The organism is Sorangium sp. So ce302, assembly GCF_051530145.1.
GTDB classification, from domain to species: Bacteria; Myxococcota_A; Polyangia; order Polyangiales; family Polyangiaceae; genus Sorangium; species Sorangium cellulosum_B.
The window spans coordinates 704,887-722,161 of record NZ_CP150326.1; the positions used below are offsets into that span (position 1 = coordinate 704,887).

The 17,275-nt window shown below is 75.0% G+C and carries 13 protein-coding genes; 7 read left to right on the top strand and 6 right to left on the bottom strand.

Features of this window, described 5'->3' with window-relative positions:
• Positions 1-21 precede the first annotated feature (21 nt).
• The 7 genes from WME73_RS02710 (at position 22) to WME73_RS02740 (ending at position 8,382) form a co-directional block, all read left to right on the top strand.
• Complete coding sequence (locus WME73_RS02710) at positions 22-1,554, top strand: S53 family peptidase (RefSeq protein WP_437914636.1); 1,533 nt, start codon at positions 22-24, stop codon at positions 1,552-1,554.
• A 23-nt stretch (positions 1,555-1,577) separates the two neighbouring features.
• A complete protein-coding gene (locus WME73_RS02715) occupies positions 1,578-2,480 on the top strand; it encodes a hypothetical protein (RefSeq protein ID WP_437914637.1) in 903 nt (300 codons plus the stop codon).
• A 130-nt stretch (positions 2,481-2,610) separates the two neighbouring features.
• On the top strand, positions 2,611-4,176 hold the full coding sequence (locus WME73_RS02720) for a L,D-transpeptidase (RefSeq protein WP_437914638.1): 1,566 nt from the start codon (positions 2,611-2,613) through the stop codon (positions 4,174-4,176).
• Positions 4,177-4,377: 201 nt separating this feature from the next.
• Entirely contained in the window at positions 4,378-4,728 is a 351-nt protein-coding gene (locus WME73_RS02725) for a hypothetical protein (RefSeq protein ID WP_437744004.1), read from the top strand.
• On the top strand, positions 4,718-6,193 hold the full coding sequence (locus WME73_RS02730; RefSeq protein WP_437744005.1) for a TolC family protein: 1,476 nt from the start codon (positions 4,718-4,720) through the stop codon (positions 6,191-6,193). The genes WME73_RS02725 and WME73_RS02730 overlap by 11 nt, the downstream gene beginning before the upstream one ends.
• 1 nt (position 6,194) lies before the next feature.
• Positions 6,195-7,529, top strand: coding sequence for a multicopper oxidase family protein (locus WME73_RS02735; RefSeq protein WP_437914639.1), 1,335 nt, complete (start codon positions 6,195-6,197; stop codon positions 7,527-7,529).
• Positions 7,530-7,770: 241 nt separating this feature from the next.
• A complete protein-coding gene (locus WME73_RS02740; protein ID WP_437744007.1) occupies positions 7,771-8,382 on the top strand; it encodes a DUF2914 domain-containing protein in 612 nt (203 codons plus the stop codon).
• A gap of 36 nt (positions 8,383-8,418) precedes the next feature.
• Here WME73_RS02740 and WME73_RS02745 read toward each other — a convergent pair whose 3' ends face one another.
• The 6 genes from WME73_RS02745 to WME73_RS02770 all read right to left on the bottom strand — a co-directional run bounded on the left by WME73_RS02745 (position 8,419) and on the right by WME73_RS02770 (position 17,274).
• The gene (locus tag WME73_RS02745; protein WP_437914640.1) at positions 8,419-9,756 is read right to left on the bottom strand and encodes a metallophosphoesterase; all 1,338 of its coding nucleotides are present in this window, start codon (positions 9,754-9,756) and stop codon (positions 8,419-8,421) included.
• 58 nt (positions 9,757-9,814) lie between these two features.
• Entirely contained in the window at positions 9,815-11,947 is a 2,133-nt protein-coding gene (locus WME73_RS02750) for an alpha/beta hydrolase (protein ID WP_437914641.1), read from the bottom strand.
• A gap of 42 nt (positions 11,948-11,989) precedes the next feature.
• Entirely contained in the window at positions 11,990-13,036 is a 1,047-nt protein-coding gene (locus tag WME73_RS02755) for a hypothetical protein (RefSeq protein ID WP_437914642.1), read from the bottom strand.
• A complete protein-coding gene (gene tyrS / locus WME73_RS02760; protein ID WP_437549251.1) occupies positions 13,029-14,258 on the bottom strand; it encodes a tyrosine--tRNA ligase in 1,230 nt (409 codons plus the stop codon). Before tyrS ends, WME73_RS02755 begins: the two co-directional genes overlap by 8 nt.
• A 158-nt stretch (positions 14,259-14,416) precedes the next feature.
• Positions 14,417-14,761 carry an HU family DNA-binding protein gene (locus tag WME73_RS02765; protein WP_437297590.1) on the bottom strand — a complete coding sequence of 115 codons (345 nt, stop codon included), beginning with the start codon at positions 14,759-14,761 and terminating at the stop codon, positions 14,417-14,419.
• A gap of 134 nt (positions 14,762-14,895) precedes the next feature.
• Positions 14,896-17,274 carry a hypothetical protein gene (locus WME73_RS02770; RefSeq protein WP_437914643.1) on the bottom strand — a complete coding sequence of 793 codons (2,379 nt, stop codon included), beginning with the start codon at positions 17,272-17,274 and terminating at the stop codon, positions 14,896-14,898.
• Between the last annotated feature and the right edge of the window lies 1 nt (position 17,275).

Sequence of the window (17,275 nt, forward strand, 5' to 3'; positions counted from 1 at the left end):
GCGTGCGGAAAAGACGGCCCCGTGCTCCCGAGCGGCCTTCCCCGGCCGCTCGCGGGGATCTACATGGACTTCGGCGCGGCGCCGGAGGAGGGCCGCTTCCGCGCGCTGATGGGGTTCCCGACCCGCGATGTCCCCGGGCTCGAGAGCGCGATCGAGGACATGTACGATCCCGGGAAGCCGGACACGTTCCGGAAGTACATGTCGGTCGAGACCTGGATGGAGCGCCACGCCCCGTCCGAGAGCGACGTCGCGGCCGTCGAAGACTGGCTCGTCCAGCAGGGGATGGAGATCCGGCGGCGGTCCAAAAACCGGCTCCTGCTCGAGTTCGCGGGCACGGTCGAGCAGTTCAATACCGCGTTTGACACCGAGCTCCGCGACTTCGAGCGCGAGAACCCCGCGGCCGGCGGCAAGCCGCTCCGCACGTTCGGCGCGCTCGATCCGCTCAGGCCGCCGCAGCGGATCATCGACCTCGCGTCGGGCGTCATCTCGGTCGAGATCCCCGCCGACACCGATCCGCTCCCGGCCGAGGGAGGCGCGATCGAGACGGACCCTCCGCCGGAGCCGGAGCAGGGGTACACGCCCGCGCAGATCGCGCGGGCCTATGGAGCCGAAGCACTCCACACCGCCGGCCACAGCGGGCAGGGCGTGAAGCTCGGCGTCGTTGTCGGGGCGACGTTCAAGACCCGGGATCTCCAGTCGTTCTGGCGATCGTTCGGCGTCTCGCGCGACAACCCCGAGGAAGTGGTCACCGCGGATCCGATCTCCACGCGTTATGTCGAGAGCACGCTGGACATGCAATGGTCGGGCGTGATGGCGCCCATGGCGGAGCTCATCGCGTACCAGGGGTCGGACGCGCGCACCCACTCCATCCTCTATGCGTGGAACGAGGCGATCGCTGCCGGCGAGGTGTCGGTGCTCTCGACGTCGTTCGCGCACCGCGAGGAGACGGAGGCGCAGCCGATCCGCGAGCAATACAACGAGGCGGCGCGCATGGGCGCGGCGCTCGGGATGACGATCGTCGTCGCGAGCGGCGACTCGAGCAGGCCCGACGTGCCGTCGTCGAGCCCGTATGTGACGTGCGTCGGCGGGACGGTGCTCGAGCTCGGCGGCGGCGGCGAGGTCGCGCGCGAGGTGGCGTGGAGCGGCTCCGGCTCGGGCCGATCGCGCGCCTTCGATACGCCGTGGTGGCAGGAGAGCGTCGTGACGGACGCGCAGGGCACGCGCGCGGTCTCCGACGTCGCGCTGAGCGCGTCGTCGGACTCCCCGTACTGGCTCTACTTCCTGGGCGAGTGGGATCAGCGCGGCGGCACCTCGTTTGCGGCGCCGGTGTTCGCCGGGCTGATGGCGTCGGTGAACAGCCACCGGATCGCGCAGGGCAAGCCCGTCGCCGGGTGGCTGAACCGGGCGCTTTACACCGATGCGGGCGTGCAGGCCGCGTTCCGCGACATCACCGAGGGCAAGACCCCCGAGGGGTTCAGCGCGGGGCCCGGCTGGGACTATCCGACCGGCTGGGGCGCTCCGCTCGCGGACAAGCTCGCGGAGGCGCTCCCGTAGGAAAGCGTCATCCTCTGGGTCGGATGGCGCCCCCCGCCGCGTTCCTCTTCCTCTCGCTCGTGTCGCTTCCGCTCCTTGCGGCGGCGGCGCTCGGCTGTGACCGCCCAGGCCGCTCCGCCGGTCCGGCGCCCGCGCCGCCCAGCGTCGCGCCCGCCCCGGCGCGGGAAGAGGCGGCGCAGGCCGCGGACGGCGGCGCGACACCGGCGGCCGCCGCCGGGGACGCGGCGGCCGCTGCTGCGGGAGCTGCGCCGCTCCGCGCGGACGCGCCGTTCGTGGAGCTCCCTGTCGAGGGGTTTCCGAGCGCCGTTGTGTCGGTGCCGATCGGCGCCACCGCGCGGCGTCCCGTGCTCATCGCGTCGCACGGCAACTACGATCGGCCCGAGTGGCAGTGCCAGGTGTGGCGCGACATCGTGGGAGACGGCGTCTTCGTCCTGTGCCCGAGGGGCGTCGCGCGGCCCGATTCGCCGTCGGCGAGCGACGTCCGCTTCACGTACGAGAGCAACGCCCGCCTGGAGCAGGAGATCGACGCGGGGCTCGCGGCGCTGCGGGCGCGCTTTCCCGAGCACGTGGATCCCGGCGCGGTGCTCTATACAGGCTTCTCGCTGGGCGCGATCATGGGCTCTGCGATCGCCGCGCGCCGGGCGGCGCTCTTCCCGCGCCTCGTGCTGGTCGAGGGCGGACACGACAAGTGGACCCCGGCGACGGCCAAGGCGTTCGCGGACGGCGGCGGGCAGCGGGTCCTCTTCGTCTGCGCGCAGGCCGGGTGCGGCGGCGCCGCCGCGGCGGCCGCGGCGCGCCTGGAGAAAGCGGGGGTGCTCGCTCGCGTGGCGCGCAGCAAGGAGGCCGGCCACCGGTACGACGGGCCTGTCGCCGAGGAGACCCGACGGGCGCTGGATTGGCTGACCGACGGCGACCCGCGCTGGTGAACTTGAGCGGTGCGAGGGTGGGGAGCGCGCGCGTTGAACTGCTGTGGCTGCTCGGTGGGTCGAGGACGTCGCGCCGCGGGCGATCTGGTCGGCGGGCGGGCTCTGAGCTAGACGAGGCCCGTTGCTCGTCATGGCTTGCTCTTTCCCGGATGCGCGCGCGCGCCGCCGCGGTGGTCTGGATCGGCTGCGGCGCGCGTCGGCGCTCGCCGCGTCGGCGCTCGTGGCGGCCTGCGGCCCAGGCAAGGAGCCGCCGGGGCGCTCGGCCGCCGCGCAGCCGGCGGCCCTGGAGCCGGCGCTCGCCGCCGCGGGCGTCGTGGAGCCGCTGGACGGCGGCGCGGATGTCGAGGCCGAGCCCGCGGCGTCCAGGGAGGCGCTGCGGCCCGGGCGCGGCGACAAGCTCGCGAGCATCGCCATGCGCACGTTCGTGTACGCCGCGCCCGAGCGTGGCGCGCTCAAGCTCGGTTACCTGCGGGCCGGCGCGCTCGTCGAGCGCGCCGCGGCGCCGTCGGGCGACGCGGGGTGCGCCGGCGGGTGGTACGCCATCCATCCCCGCGGCTTCGTGTGCGTCGGCAAGGGCGCCTCGCTCGACCTGGACCACGAGATCGTCGCCGCGACGCCGGCCGGCCCGCGACGGGGCGAGCCGTATCCGTACCGGTACGTCGTGTCGCGGAAGCCGCCGCCGCACCTCTATGTCCACCTGCCCAGCGAGGCCGAGCAGCGGCGCGTCGAGGGGCGCTCGCGCGCCCAGGGCACCCCCGCGTGGTCCCGCCGCGACGAGGCGCTCCTGGGCGAGCCGGAGCCGCTCACGCCCTTCTTCGCGAGCCGCCGCGACCTGCCCAAGCCGGTAGGCGCTGCCGAGAACGTCCGCTTCCCCGCGCACCGCGGGCGCGCGCGGGCCGACTCGGCCTTCGGCCTGATCTCCACCTTCACGTGGACCGGGCGGCGCTTCGGCCTGACGACCGAGCTCGACCTCATCCCGATCGATCGCACCTCGGCCGTCACCCCCACAGCGATGCGCGGCGTGGAGGTGAAGAGCGAGGGGACGCCCGCGTTCGTCATGCACCACGGGGTGCGCACGCTGAAGCCGGACGCCTCGGGCGAGCTCAAGCCGGACGGCTGGGCGGCGCACCGCTCCGGCTGGGTGCTCACCGGCAAGACGGCCGCCGGCGGCGCCTATGCGGAGACCGACGCGGGCGTGTGGATCCCCGCGTCCGCGCTGCGGGTCGCGCGGCTGGGCCGCGACTTCTGGGGGCACGCGGCGCGCGGAAGGAAGTGGATCGACATCTCCATCGAGCTCCAGACGCTGGTCGCCTACGAGGGCGAGCGCCCCGTCTTCGCGACCCTCGTCTCGACGGGCAGGGGCGAGCTCGGCGATCCCGCGACCACCAGCGCCACCGTGCAGGGCACGTTCTTCATCCGCGAGAAGCACGTCACGGCGACGATGGACGGCGACGAGCTCAGCGAGTCGTCCGTCGACCTGCGGGACGTGCCCTATGTCCAGTACTTCCACAACAGCTATGCGCTGCACGGCGTCTACTGGCACGACGCGTTCGGCAAGGTGCGGAGCAGCGGCTGCGTGAACCTCGCGCCCGCCGACGCGGCGTGGCTGTTCGCGTGGACCGATCCCCCCGTCCCCGAGGGCTGGCACGCCGCGTTCAACGACAAGGGCGGGACGCTCGTGTACATCCACGCCTGACCGCGCGCGGCCAGGAGCGTGTAATACCGCCGGGCCGCGCGCGTCGGCCATGCATGCAACCCGGGACGACGCTGTTGGCGATCCAACTTCCTGCGCTGAGCTCTGGAGCGCTCGAGCTCAAATGCGGCATGAAGCCGGTGCGGGGCGCGGTCGCCCTCGGGCCCCGCACGTGATCGCACTCGCCACGCTGGAGCGGCTTCCATGAAATCACCTCATCTCGCCGGCCTGAACGCCCTGCTGATGCTCGTCGCTGCGCTCGCCGGCTGCGCGCCGCGCAGCCTTCCCGCGAGCTTCCCCGCGTCCTCTGCTGCCTCACCGCAGGCCGCGGAAGCTCCCTCGCCGCGGATCGGCGTCGCCCTCTCGGAGGAGCCTCCGCTGCCCGGCGAGCCCGCCGCGGGCTGGGTCGGGCTCGAGCCGGCGGCGGCCGCGGGCGCTGGCGCCGACCCTCACCAGCACCACCACCACCACCATCATCACGGCCCGGCGCCGGCGAGGCCGCCGGAGGGCGGCCCGGCGGCTGCCACGCCCGAGGAGCCCGTCCATGCGCACTGAACCCCGGCGCTCGCGCGCGCTCGCCGCGCGCCTCACCCCGCTCGCGGCGGGCCTCGCGCTCCTCTCCGCGGCCGGCTGCGCCGCCCCGTCGTCGACCGCCGACATGGCGCGGATCCGCGAGCTCTCCCGCGTCGAGCTCCCGAAGGGCGCGGCGTCAGAGGAGGTCGATCCGGCGCCGGCCGAGGGCGCGCGCGCCCTCGGCCAGGCGCCGCGGCAGCCGCTCACCGCGGACGCCGCGGTGCGGATCGCGCTGCTCAACAACCGCGAGCTGCGCGCCGTGCTGAAGGAGGTCGGCGTCGCGCGGGGCAACCTCGAGCAGGCGGGCAAGCTGCCGAACCCGGAGATCGCGATCGGGGTCACGCCGCTGCAGGAGGGGGTCGAGCACGCGCACCTCGAGCTCGAGGTCGAGATCGACCTCACGTCGGCGCTCCTCTCGCCGCTCCACGCGAAGGCGGCGCGGTCGGAGCACGAGGCCGCGCGCTACCGCGCCGCGGGCGCGGTCGTCGATCTCGGCTACCAGGTGCGCGCCGCGTTCTACGCCGCGCAGGCGGCGGAGCAGCGCCTCGGCATCGCGAACCGCGCGCTCGACGCGTTCGCCGCGGCCCGCGACGCCGCCCGCGCGCTCTTCGAGGCGGGCAACGTCCCGGAGCTCGACGTGGCGACGCAGGAGGCGGGTTACGAGGAGGCGCGCGTCACGGCCGCGCAGATGGAGCTGGAGCTCCTCTCGCAGCGCGAGCGGCTCACCCGGCTGCTCGGCCTCTCCGGCGCGGCGACCTCCTGGACGATCGCCGGCGCGGTCCCTGCGGCGCCCGAGGCGCTCGCGACGCCGCCGCGCGCGGAGTCGCTGGCCTTGCGGGCGAGCCTCGAGCTCGCGGAGCTGCGCAGCCGGCTCGAGGCGGCGGCGGGGCGCGCCGGGGCCTTGCGCGCCGAGGGCTGGGTGCCGGACGTGGCGATCGGCGTGCACGGCGAGCGGGAGCTCGGCGCGAGCGGCGAGGCGCACGAGCACCCGTGGGTCCTCGGCGCCGGGGTCCGCCTCTCGCTCCCGCTCTTCGATCGGCGTCAGGGGGCCGAGGCCGCGCAGGCGGCGGAGTTCGACGGCCTGCTCGAGCGCTACCACGGGCGCGCCGTCGACGTCCGCTCGGCGGTCCGCGAGGCGCAGAGCCGGCTCCTGTTCGCGCACGCGCGCGCGCGGCACTACGCGCGCGTGATCCTCCCGGCGCGCAAGCGGGTGCTGGAGCAGACGTTGCTCCAGTACAACGCGATGCAGGTCGGGGTCTTCCAGCTGCTCTCGGCGCGCCGAGAGCAGCTGGACGCCGAGCTCGCGGCGGTCGAGGCGCTGCGCGAGCACTGGACGGCGAAGGCTGCGTTCGACGCGCTCCTGGCAGGGCGCCGCGTCGAGGCCGCGGGGGCCGGAGCTCCCGCGGCGATGCCGAGGGCCTCGGCCACCGGCGAAGGAGGGCATTGACATGGACCGACGTGCTTTCATCCACGCGGGCGGTCTGGCCGCCGGCGCCGCCATCCTCACGCAAGGGCTCGCCCATGCGCAGCAGCGCCCTGGCGCGCCGCCCGCCGCGGGCGCCGCTACGCCCCCGCCTCGCCGGACCGCGGCGCCCGGGGGGCAGCCCGCCGTGGTGACGCCGAACGGCAGCACGCTCCCGCTGCGCGTCGTGGACGGCGTGAAGGTCGGCCACCTCGTCGCCGGCCCCCTCGAGCACGAGATTGCCCCCGGCCTGAAGAGCGAGGTGTGGGGCTACAACGGGAGCACGCCCGGCCCGACCATCGAGGCGGTCGAGGGCGATCGCCTGCGCATCTACGTGACGAACTCGCTGCCGGAGGCCACCACGGTCCACTGGCACGGCCTCGTGCTGCCGAACGGCATGGATGGAGTCGCCGGGCTCACCCAGCGCCCGATCGAGCCCGGCGAGACGTATGTTTACGAGTTCATCGTGCGGTATCCGGGGACGTACATGTACCACTCGCATTTCGACGAGATGACCCAGATCGCGCTGGGCGCGGTGGGGATGTTCGTCGTGCATCCGAGGAGGCCCAGGGGGCCGCGCGTGGACCGGGATTTCGTGCTGATGACGCACGAGTGGAAGATCAACGCGGGGGCGCGCCGGCCCGACCCGAACGCGATGAGCGACTTCAACGTCCTCACGTTCAACGGCAAGGCGTTCCCCGCGACGGCGCCGCTCGTCGTCGGCCGCGGCGAGCGCGTGCGCGTGCGCCTCGGGAACCTCGGCCCGATGGATCACCACCCGATCCACCTGCACGGCCTGTCGTTCCAGGTCACGGCGACGGACGGCGGGTTTGTCCCCGAGTCGGCCCAGTACCCGGAGACGACGGTCCTGGTCCCGGTCGGCAGCACGCGGGTCATCGAGTTCGTCCCCGAGGAGCCGGGCGACTGGGCTGTGCACTGCCACATGACCCATCACACGATGATGCAGATGGGCCATGGCCTGCCGAACATGGTCGGCGCCGAGACCCGCGCGCTCGATCGGCGGATGAGCCGCGTGATGCCCGGCTACATGACGATGGGGACCACGGGGATGGGCGGCATGGGCGAGATGCCCATGCCGATCCCCGCGAACAGCCTGCCGATGCGCGGCGGGGCCGGGCCGTTCTCGTACATCGACATGGGGGGAATGTTCACCGTCCTCAAGGTCCGCGACGATCCGGACAAGGCGGATCCGGCCGGGTGGTATGTGCACCCGGCCGGCACCGTGGCCGGGCCGGCGAGCGCCGAGCGGATGCGGGCGGACGGGATTGTCCCCGCTTCTGGAGGGAAGCCGGGCGGGTGAATCTCTCGACGTGAGCGAGGGCTCGCGATCGGCATCTCGTCCGCGCGTCGACTCGAGGAGGCCTGGGGCTCGGGTCGATCGCGGCGGCGCGGGTCGGCCGTCTCGATGGACACACGGGGCGCGGCCGAGCGACCACAGGTCAGCCAAAATCTTCAGTGATTTCAATGAGCCAGAAGCGGTCCACGCCTTGCCATATCCGGTGGCGAGGCCGGGACGCCCCGGATCGCGGAGGAGTGCTTCGATGGCAATGAAGATGGCTCGACGGATGACGTTTCTGGCGCTTTGCACGGTCTCGCTCGCCGGCTGCGGCGAGCGTCACGACGCGCGGCCTCCGGCGCCGGCCGCTGCCGCGAGCCCCGCGGCGACGCAGTGCCCCGAGCCTGCAGCCGCCACGGCGGCGGCGCCCGCTGGCCTGCCGGCCGCGACGGTGACGGCGCCCGCGCCGGACGCGAACGTCGTGGCGGACAAGGGGGGCAAGGGGAGCCGTGAGGCCAAGGAGAAGGGGAGGGGGGCGGCGGAGCTGAAGGTGAAGCGGCTGGTGATCGCGGAGGGGGTGAAGGACCGCGAGCCGGTGGCGCCGGGGACGACGTTCCACGCGCCGGAGACACCGCGGCTTTATGCGTACCTGGAGGTCGAGAACCGGAGCGACGTGGAGGGCGAGGTGACGGTGGCGTTCGTCCCGCCGGGCGGCGGGGAGCCGGTCGGGAACGTGACGCTCGGGGTCGGACCGTCGCCGAGGTGGCGGACGTGGGCGTTCACGCGCGGGGCGCGGAAGGCGGGGGAGTGGACGGCGGTCGTGCGGTCGGAGACGGGCGAAGAGCTCGCGCGCGCGCCGTTCGAGGTGACGCTGTAGCCGAGGGCGGCTGGGCGCATCCACGAGGCTGCGGCGTCAGGCGGGCACGAGCTCGACGAGCGTGATCTCCGGCGGGCAGTTGATGCGGACCGGCAGCCAGCCCCCGGCGCCGGCGTTGACGTGGAGGCGACGGCCCCGGTGCTCGTAATGCCCGTTGTGGTAGAGCCCGGCGGGCAACATCGGCGTGAGCGCGTAATCGCCGATCCGGCCGAGCGAGATCTGCCCGCCGTGCGTGTGACCGGACAGCATCAGATCGAACGGCAGCTCGCGCGCGGCCCGGAACGTGCCCGGGTGGTGGCTGAGGAGGACGCGCGGCGCGCCGTCGTCCCGCATCTGGCCGAGCGCTCGATCGAGTCCGTCGCGCGTCGGGCGCCGCGCGGGCTCTCCTGGGCGCGCGCGGCTCGGGTAGTCGATGGCGCCCATCCACAGGCGATCGCCGCCGAGGCGGACCTCCCGCGCCTCGTCGACGAGCACCTGGGCGCCCGCTTCCTCGAGGCCCTTCACGATCGTCCCCACGCTGGCCGACCGGGCGGCGATGTACTCGTGGTTGCCCATGCAGAAGAAGAGCTGCCCCCGGGCGGGGCGCAGGCCCCGGAGCAGCCGCGCGGACAGCTCGAGCTGCGAGACGTGGTGATCGAGCAGATCGCCGGTGACGACGTGGATGTCCGCGCGGATCGCGTTCATGGCGCCGCGGAGCTCGTCGAGCCGCTCCGCATCCATGAAGCTGCCGACGTGCACGTCGCTGAGCTGCGCGATGGTGACGCCGTGCAGGCTCGTCAGCTCGCGGCGCACCGGCAGCGCGAGCCTCACGACGGCCGGACGCTGTCGCGACGCGAGCACGCCGCCCATCGACACCGCGACCGCCGCCGCGGGAAGCGCCCATGTCGCGCCGACGACGAAGCGGCGGCGGCGCTCATCGACGGCCTCCGGCCGGGCCTCGACCTCCCCAGGCACGCGGATGTCCTGAGCGGCTGGATCGGCCTGAGCGCCGGCGCTGGCCTGCGCGTTCGTCGCAGGCTGGGGATCGGCCGCAGGCCGGGCGTTCCGGGGCGGCTGGAGCCGGCGGAGCGCCCGGACGGCCGCGCACGCGAGCGTGGCGAGCCCGAGGAGCAACCCGTAGAGGAGCAGGCCCACCTGCGCGCCCATGGCGATCAGCGCCAGCGGCTCTGGCGCGTGGCGCTGGAGCGCGCGCAGCCCCGAGAAGCTCGCCGCGGCCATGAGCAGCGCCGGGAGCGCGGCCAGCAGCAGGCCCGCAGCGCAGAGGCCGCTGATCAGCGCCCCATGTCGAGGGAACGCCGCGCGCAGCCGCCGCCAGAGGATCAGGCCGAGGAGGCCGTTGACGAGCGTGACGACGAGGCCGCCGAGCTGGTACACGCGACGGAAACTAGCATCGCGCCGATCGCGCGTCCGGCCGCGGCCCCGCCGGCTGCGCCTAGGAGCCAGCCGCTCCGTCAGGCACCTCGGCGCTGACCGGGATCTCACGTGCTTCGAGCCCCTCGAGCGACGCCTTGCCCGAGAGCGCGTCGAGGTCGCCGCGCGCGTCCCGGAGGTAGCCATTGAAGAACGCGGCGAGGTAGCCCATCGCGATCGCCTGCTGCTCGCGCCGCGGGAGCCCGGCGTGGCCGTCGAGCGGCTCGGCGAGGCCGAGCGACGTCGTGTAGCCGAAGTGGTTCGCGCCGGGCAGGGTCACGAGGTGCTTCGGAGCGCGCGCGCGCTCGTAGAGCGACGCCGGGACCGCGGCGGCGATGGGGTCCGCGGTGCCGCGGACGACGAGCGCCGGCCGAGGCGCGAGCGCGTCGATGGACAGCGCGCGCTCGGGGGCGCCCGCCGGCGCGAGGAGCGCGAGGGCGCGGACATCGAACGGGCAAGCGGCGTCGAGCGCGAGCGCGAGCGCCGCCTGCGCGCCGAGCCCGTGGCCGAGCAGGCCCACCCGAGCGAAGTCGGCCAGGAGCGGGCCCCGGGAGCCGGCGCGGAGGTGCGTGAGCGCGTCCCGGAGCACCGCGGCGCGGCGCAGCGGCGCGTCGTCGGGCGTGAGCCACGAGAGATCGGGCGCGACGACGACGAAGCCCCAGCGCGCGAGGTGCGCCATCACGCCGGCGAGCTGGCGGTAGTCCTGGGCAAGACCCGCGGGCGACCCGGCGGTGGCCGCGCTCGTGGCGAGGCGCCGCTCGTGGGCGATCGCGATGACCGGGAACGGGCCTTCCGTCGAGAGCGGCGCCTCCTCGCCGTCCGCGGACGCGGGGTAGTAGAGCAGCGCGGCGCTCCGCGCGGGGCATCGGTAGAGCGCGCCCTGGAACGGCCACGTGTCGGGGTAGCAGGCGTCCGCCGACAGCGAGAGCGCGCCGATGCGCCGGAACCCCGCCCGGTGCGGCCCGGCGCGCAGCCGCGGCGAAGCGCCGGTGGGGAGCGGCGCAGGCGGAGGCGAGCTCATCGAGGGGGGCGGGCGAGAGGTCGTCGCCGCAGGCGGGCGAGAGGTCGTCGCCGCAGGCGGGCGAGAGGGCGTAGCGGCAGGCGGGCGATTCGTCGTGGCGGCGGGTGGGCGAGAGGTCGTCGCTGCAGGCGGGCGATTCGTCGTGGTGGCAGGCGGAGGGAGCGTCGCCGGAGAGGGGACATCTGCCGGGGAAGGCGACGTGTTGCCGATCGCGCGCTGCGACCAGACCGCGCCGTCGCGCGTCGCGTGGACGATCCGCCCATCGGCGCGCACGGCGAGCTCGATTCGCCCGAGCGGCCAGCTCTCGATCACCGATACCGCCTCGCACCGGCCCAGATCGGTGGCGAACACCGTCGGACCGCGGAAGCGCGCCCCGCGGGCGCCGTCGTCACGGCTCCACCGCGCGAGCCCCACGCGCGCGAGCGGCGAGAACAGCTCGAGCGTCCCAGGTCCGCCGATCGTGCTCCGGAAGAGCGCCGGTGTCCCGCGGACCCCGGAGACCACCTCCTCCGGGCCGTGCCACGCAGCCCCGGACCCGGGAGAGCGCCGGAACATCACCAGGCGATCGCCGACGCGCGCGACGACCTCGAGGTCGCCGGGCGCGTGGGGTCCGTGCGGCGCGCCGGCCACGCGCTGGATCATCGCGGCCGCCTCGAATCGACCGAGCCCCTCGCCGAAGATCACCGGGCCGCGCCAGCCGAGCTCCGCGGTGTCGTTGTCGCGGTGGTAGTGCGCGATCCCGCCGCTCGCGTGAGGCACCACGAGCTCGAAGTTGCCTTTGCCCCCGAAGCCGCCCTGGATCAGGGCGGGGTCGCCGGCCGCGCCCTCCGCGAAGAAGCGCGGCTCGCTCCACGACGGCTCGCTCGAGGGCGCGCACCAGAACGCGGCCAGCCGATCCCCGATGCGCGCCACCGCCTCGAGGTGGCCTGGATCGCCGAAGTTGCTCTGGATGAGCGACACCGCCTCGACCGGGCCGAGGCCGCTGGCGAACGTCGCCACGTGACGCCACGGCCCGGAGGCCTCCTCGCGGCGGTGGTGCTCGACGCCGAACGGCGCCTCGGCGGTGGGCAAGACGAGCTCGAGCGTGCCGCGGGAGGCGCATTGCAGGAAGAAGCCGCTGGTCGTGGTGGGCATGGCGCTGACGGCACCCAATTTACCGGCGACGCGCCGCCGCGCCTACCGCAGCATCTCGGCGAGCCGCTCGCCCGTCGCCGCCGCGAGCCCCCGGGCGAGCGCCCGCGGGTTCAGCTCGACCGCGACGGCCACCGCGTCCGGCGCGTGGGTGGCGAGCGGCGGCTCGACCGGCGCGTCCAGCCCGAGCAGGTGGCCGAACGAGCCGCCCGCCAGCTCGTTCCAGGCCGCGAGCAGCTCCTCCGAGGCAGCCTCCCCGCTCGTCGAGAAGTCGCCCGCCACCGCGATCGCGAGCGCGATCCCCTCGCGGGCGCTCGGCCTCGCGGCCGCGCCCACGGCGGTCGCCGCCGCGAGCAGCCCCCGCGCGCCGCGGGCGAGCTCCCCGTCGAACGGCCCCGGCGCGAACGCGCGCACGGGCGCCGGGCCGAGGCGGGCCTCGAGCGCGCGCAGCGGGCCGCCCGAGAGCGCCGCGGGCGAGCGCTTGAGGCGGCCGAGCGCGTACAGCGACGCGACGCGCGCCGGCCCGCGCAGCGGGCTGCCGCCGTCCTGCACGCAGGCCACGTCCTCGCCGAGCAGCACCAGCGCGTGCGGCTTCGTGCCGATGTCGCCCGTCACGCGCACGACGTCCGGGCGATCGAGCGCGCGCCGCTCCTTGCCCGTGAGCCGCCGCCGGAAGAGGCGCTCGATGGCGCGCGGATCGCCGCTGTGGCGCGCCACGTAGAGCGTGGCGTCGCCCGCCGGCCCCGCGCCCGCGTACGACGCGATCGCCGCCTCGCGCACCTGCCGCAGATCGACGCCGGTCGCGCGGGCGTGCCGGGCCAGGTTCTCCTCGGGCGCCACGAGCGCGATAGACGGGATGAGCCACGGCACCGCCGCGACCTCGCGGGGCCGGACGAGGATCAGCCACCTGAGCCCCGCCTGCGGCAGGAGGCGCGTCAGGTCCGCAGTGGCGAGCGGCGGCAGCGGCGGGCTCGGCCGGGCGGGCGGCCGCGGCGCGCCGCCGCACGAGGGCAGCGCGAGGCCGAGGGCGCAGCCCAGGACGCCGCCGAGCACGGCGCGCCGGCGAGGCGCTCGCCCGCGCGCGTCAGCCAACGACGAGGTAGGCGAAGCGGCGGTTCTTCGAGCCGACGCGGACCAGGTAGCGCTTCCCACGCTCGAGCTTGAGCTGCTCGTCCTTGACCACCTCGCCCTCGAGGTGCACCGCGCCGCCCTTCACGAGGCGCCGCGCCGCGGAGGTCGACTCGGCGAGCCCCGCCAGCGCCAGCGCGTTGCCGATCGGGATCGTGTCGCGGTCGCTCGCCACCTGGAGCTCCTCGATGTTCTCCGGCAGGCCGCCGGCCGCGACGCTGCGGCGCCGCTCGAGGGCCGCGCGCGCGTCCTCCGCCGAGTGGAAGCGGGTGACGATCTCCTGCGCGAAGAGCTCCTTCACCGCGATGACGCCCTGCTCGCCGCGGAGGACCGCCCCCCGCAGGGCGGCGATCTCCTCGGGCGGGCGCGACGACAGGAGCTCCATGTACCGCCAGATCACGCCGTCATCGACGAGCATCAGCTTCTGGAGCATGTCGAACGGCGGCTCGGTGATGCCGACGTAGTTGTCCGCGCTCTTCGACATCTTGGCGCCGACGACCTTCCCGTCCTCGACGCGCGCGTTCGTGCCCTCGAGGAGCGGCATCGTCATCACCATCTGGGCGCGCTTGCCGTAGCGGGGCATCAGGTCGCGCGCCACGAGCAGGTTGAAGAGCTGATCGGTGCCGCCGAGCTCGATGTCGGCCTCGAGCTCGACCGAGTCGTAGGCCTGGAGGAGCGGGTACATGAACTCGTGCACGTAGATGGGCCGCGCCTCCTCGTAGCGCTTCTTGAAGTCGTCGCGCTCCAGCATGCGGGCGACGGTGTACTTCGCGCAGAGCTCGATCATCTGCGTCGGATCGAGCTTGTTCAGCCACTCGGAGTTGTAGCGGACCTCGGTCCTGTTCTTGTCGAGGACCTTGAACGCCTGCGCCTGGTAGGTCTCCGCCGCGGCGACGACCTCCTCGCGCGAGAGCCGCGGGCGCAGCTCGTTCTTGCCGGTCGGATCGCCGACCATCGCCGTGAAGTCGCCGACCACGAAGACCACGTGGTGCCCGAGCTCCTGGAACTCCCGCATCTTCTGCATCACCACCGTGTGGCCGAGGTGGAGATCGGGCCGGGTCGGGTCGAAGCCGGCCTTCACGCGCAGCGGCTTGCCCTCGCGGATCCGCTCCTCGAGCTCGGCCCGGACGTGGAGGTCGACGACACCCTTGCAGAGGATCTGGAGCTGACGTTCGGCGGGGACCATGGGGCCCGCTTCTACCGCGCAGCGGAACCGCCCGCCAGAGGGGCGACGCGCCTCGGCGCGCGCGGAAGGGCGCAGGGAGTGACCAGGGCGCCGCGAGCGACGTCGTCACGCCGCCACGCCGTGGGGCGCGTCACGTCACGGACGCGCCGCGCGCCGCCTCATTCGTCGTCGGTCTCCTCGTCGTCCTCGTCCTCGTCGTCGTCGTCACCCGAGATCGCGTATGCGCGGCTCGCGTTGACGAGCTCCTTGAGCTCCTTGCCGACCTTGAAGAACGGAAGGCGCTTGGCGGGCACGGGCACCGGCTGGCCCGTGCGCGGGTTCCTGCCGCTGTAGGGCTTGTACGGCCTGACCGTGAAGCTGCCGAACCCGCGGATCTCGATGCCTTCGTTGCGCTGGAGCGCCTGCGTCATCGCGTCGAAGACGCAGTTCACCACGAGCTCCGCTCGAGCCTTGGTGAGCTCCCCCCGTCCCGCGATCGCGTCGATGAGCTCGCTTTTCGTCATGGTCCACCTCCCCCACCCGAGCGGACCGCCGCCGGCGCTCGACTTGCCGCTTTCCACCGCAGAGCTCCAGGGGATGCGCCGCTCCAGGAGCCGCACGACAACAGAATCCTATGAAAAGCTCGCATGTTACGGGACTAGCGGTCAACCGAATTCCCGCCCACAACAGAGAGCGCGTCGAGCGCGAAGAGGGCTCCGGTTTGTCCCTGCCCGGTCTGCCCGGTCTCCCCGGTCTCCCACGTTGCCGCCGCGTCCTCGCGGGCGAGGGAGAGCTCGATTCCGACGGCACCCTCGGGGATCGGATACGGCGGGAGCTCGGCGCAGGCGAGCGGCGCGCCCGGGGGGCTCGGCGCGGCGGGCTCGACCCGCCAGACGTGGAGCAGGGCGCCGTCGACGAGGAGGCGCACCTCGCCGGCGCCGTCGCCCGAGAGCGCCACGCGCGGGCTGATCCGGGCGCCGCGGAGCCAAGGGGCGGGCAGGCCGACCCGGACGACGGCCTCGCCGCGCCCCGCCGCGTGCACCGCGAGCAGGCGCCCGCCCGACGCGCACGTGCCGCCGGCGTGCTCGGGAAGCGCGAAGGCGCCGCGCTGGTCGCGGGGCGGCCACAGCGACTCGCCCTCGATGCGGGCCTCGCCGGGCGGCTCGGCGTCGAAGACGAGCGGCGTGATCGAGACCGAGGCGAGGCCGCCTCCGTCCGGGATCGCGAAGCGGTAGCGGTACGCGGGGGGGCGACCGCGGGCCTCCCACGCCATGCGGTCGATCGCGTCGCCCCGGTAGCGCAGCACCGCGACGTCCTCCGGGGCGGGATCGAAGCCGAGGTTGAAGCCGTGATCGGTGTCGACGAACACGAGGCCGCGCGAGACGCCCGCGCGCGCGACGGCTCCGGGGTCGAACATGGGCAGGCCGCCCTCGCGATCGCGGAGCGCGGCGTGGTCGAAGCCCGCGCGGAAGGCGAAGCCGGCGAGCGGGAGCGCCGCCGCGAGGAGCGCGGCCGCGAGGAGCGCGCCACGCCGGCGCGCGGGGCCGCGCTCCGCGTGCGCCGCCGTCGCCGCGCGCTCGGCGAGCGCGAGGGCGGCCATGGCGGCGAGGACGTGCTCCACCGGCAGCACGTCGGCGAAGAAGCGCGCGCCGCCTCCCGGGTAGTTGCCGTCGAAATAGAAGGGGGCGTAAGCGGCGACCTGGAGGAGCGGGGCGATCGCGAGGGCGCGCGAGCGCGGCCGCCGCCAGGCGATCACGGCGCCGGCGAGCACGAGCAACGCGAGCGGCTCGGCGTTGAGCGCGTCCACGAGGTGGAGCTTCAGGCGGCGCAGCGTCGTGCCGGCAGCCGCCAGAAAACCGTATCCTTCCGAGAGGTTGTGACGGACGAAGTCGCCGTGCTCGCCGAGGCAGCCGACGCCGGCGCCGAAGCCGTAGCGGAAGCAGCCGGGCGGGCCGTCCGAGACCACGTAATACGCGGCCTGCGACGAGGCGAAGGCGCCCGTCGCGGCGCGCTGGTGGGCCGCGAGCAGCGCGAGGCCGGGGAGGGCGCCCATCGCCATCGCCGCGGCGAGCCGCGCGAGCCGCGGCGAGGGGCGCGGCGGCGGATCGCCCTCGCGCGGGCCGGCCGCCGCGCTCCCCGGCGCGATCGCCGGCAGGATCACGAAGGGCAGCGTCGCAGCGAGGGCGAGCGCGCTCGGCGGGCGCGTCGCCGCGAGCCAGCCGGCGGCGAGCCCGGCGAGCGCGGCGGCGCGGACCGCCGGACCGAGGGGCCCCGTCGCGGCGCCCGTCGACGCGGCGGCGCGGGCCTCGTCGAGCGCGCGCCGCGCCGACGCGAGCGCGACGGTGAAGCAGAGGGCCGCGAGCCCGTGCGACATCGTGTCGGCCGTGTGGTAGCGGAGCGCGGCGCAGAGCGCCGAGAAGAGCGCGGCGACGAGCGGAACGAAGCGGATCGGCGCGGCGCTCCCGGACGGGGCCGGGCCCTCCGGCGCGAACCGCGCGGCCAGGTCGTAGGTGGCGATCGCGAGCGCCGCGGCGAGCGCCGGGCCGACCGCGAGCGGCGCGCCCGCGAGGAAGCCCAGCGCGAGCAGGGCGGGGTAGCCCGGCGGGAAGAGGACCGCGACCTCGGCCGCGCCGCGCCCGGCCATCGCGTCGCTGCGGACGAGGAAGCGACCGAGCACGGAGGCCGCGGGCTCATCGAGGGGCCACGCGAGGTAGCCGGCCGCCATCGCGCGCGCCTCGAGCCAGTAGCTGGTCGCGTCGATGATGCGGGGGCCGCCCCGCAGGTAGACCGCGACGTACGCGGCCGAGAGCAGCGCCGCGACGACCGAGAGGGTCGCGGCGATCGCGGCGCCCAGGGCCGCGCCGGAGCGGGGCGCGGGGTCGCGGCCCGAGCGCGCGGCGCCGGGGCGTGGAGGCGCGGGGCCGGCCCGCGCGGTGGCGGGCGAGCGGCGGAGGAGCCAGGCGCCGGTGAGCAGCGCGGCGACGGCGAGCGCGAGCGCGATCCATTGCGCGAGGTCGCGGGGCAGGCCGGCGCGCACG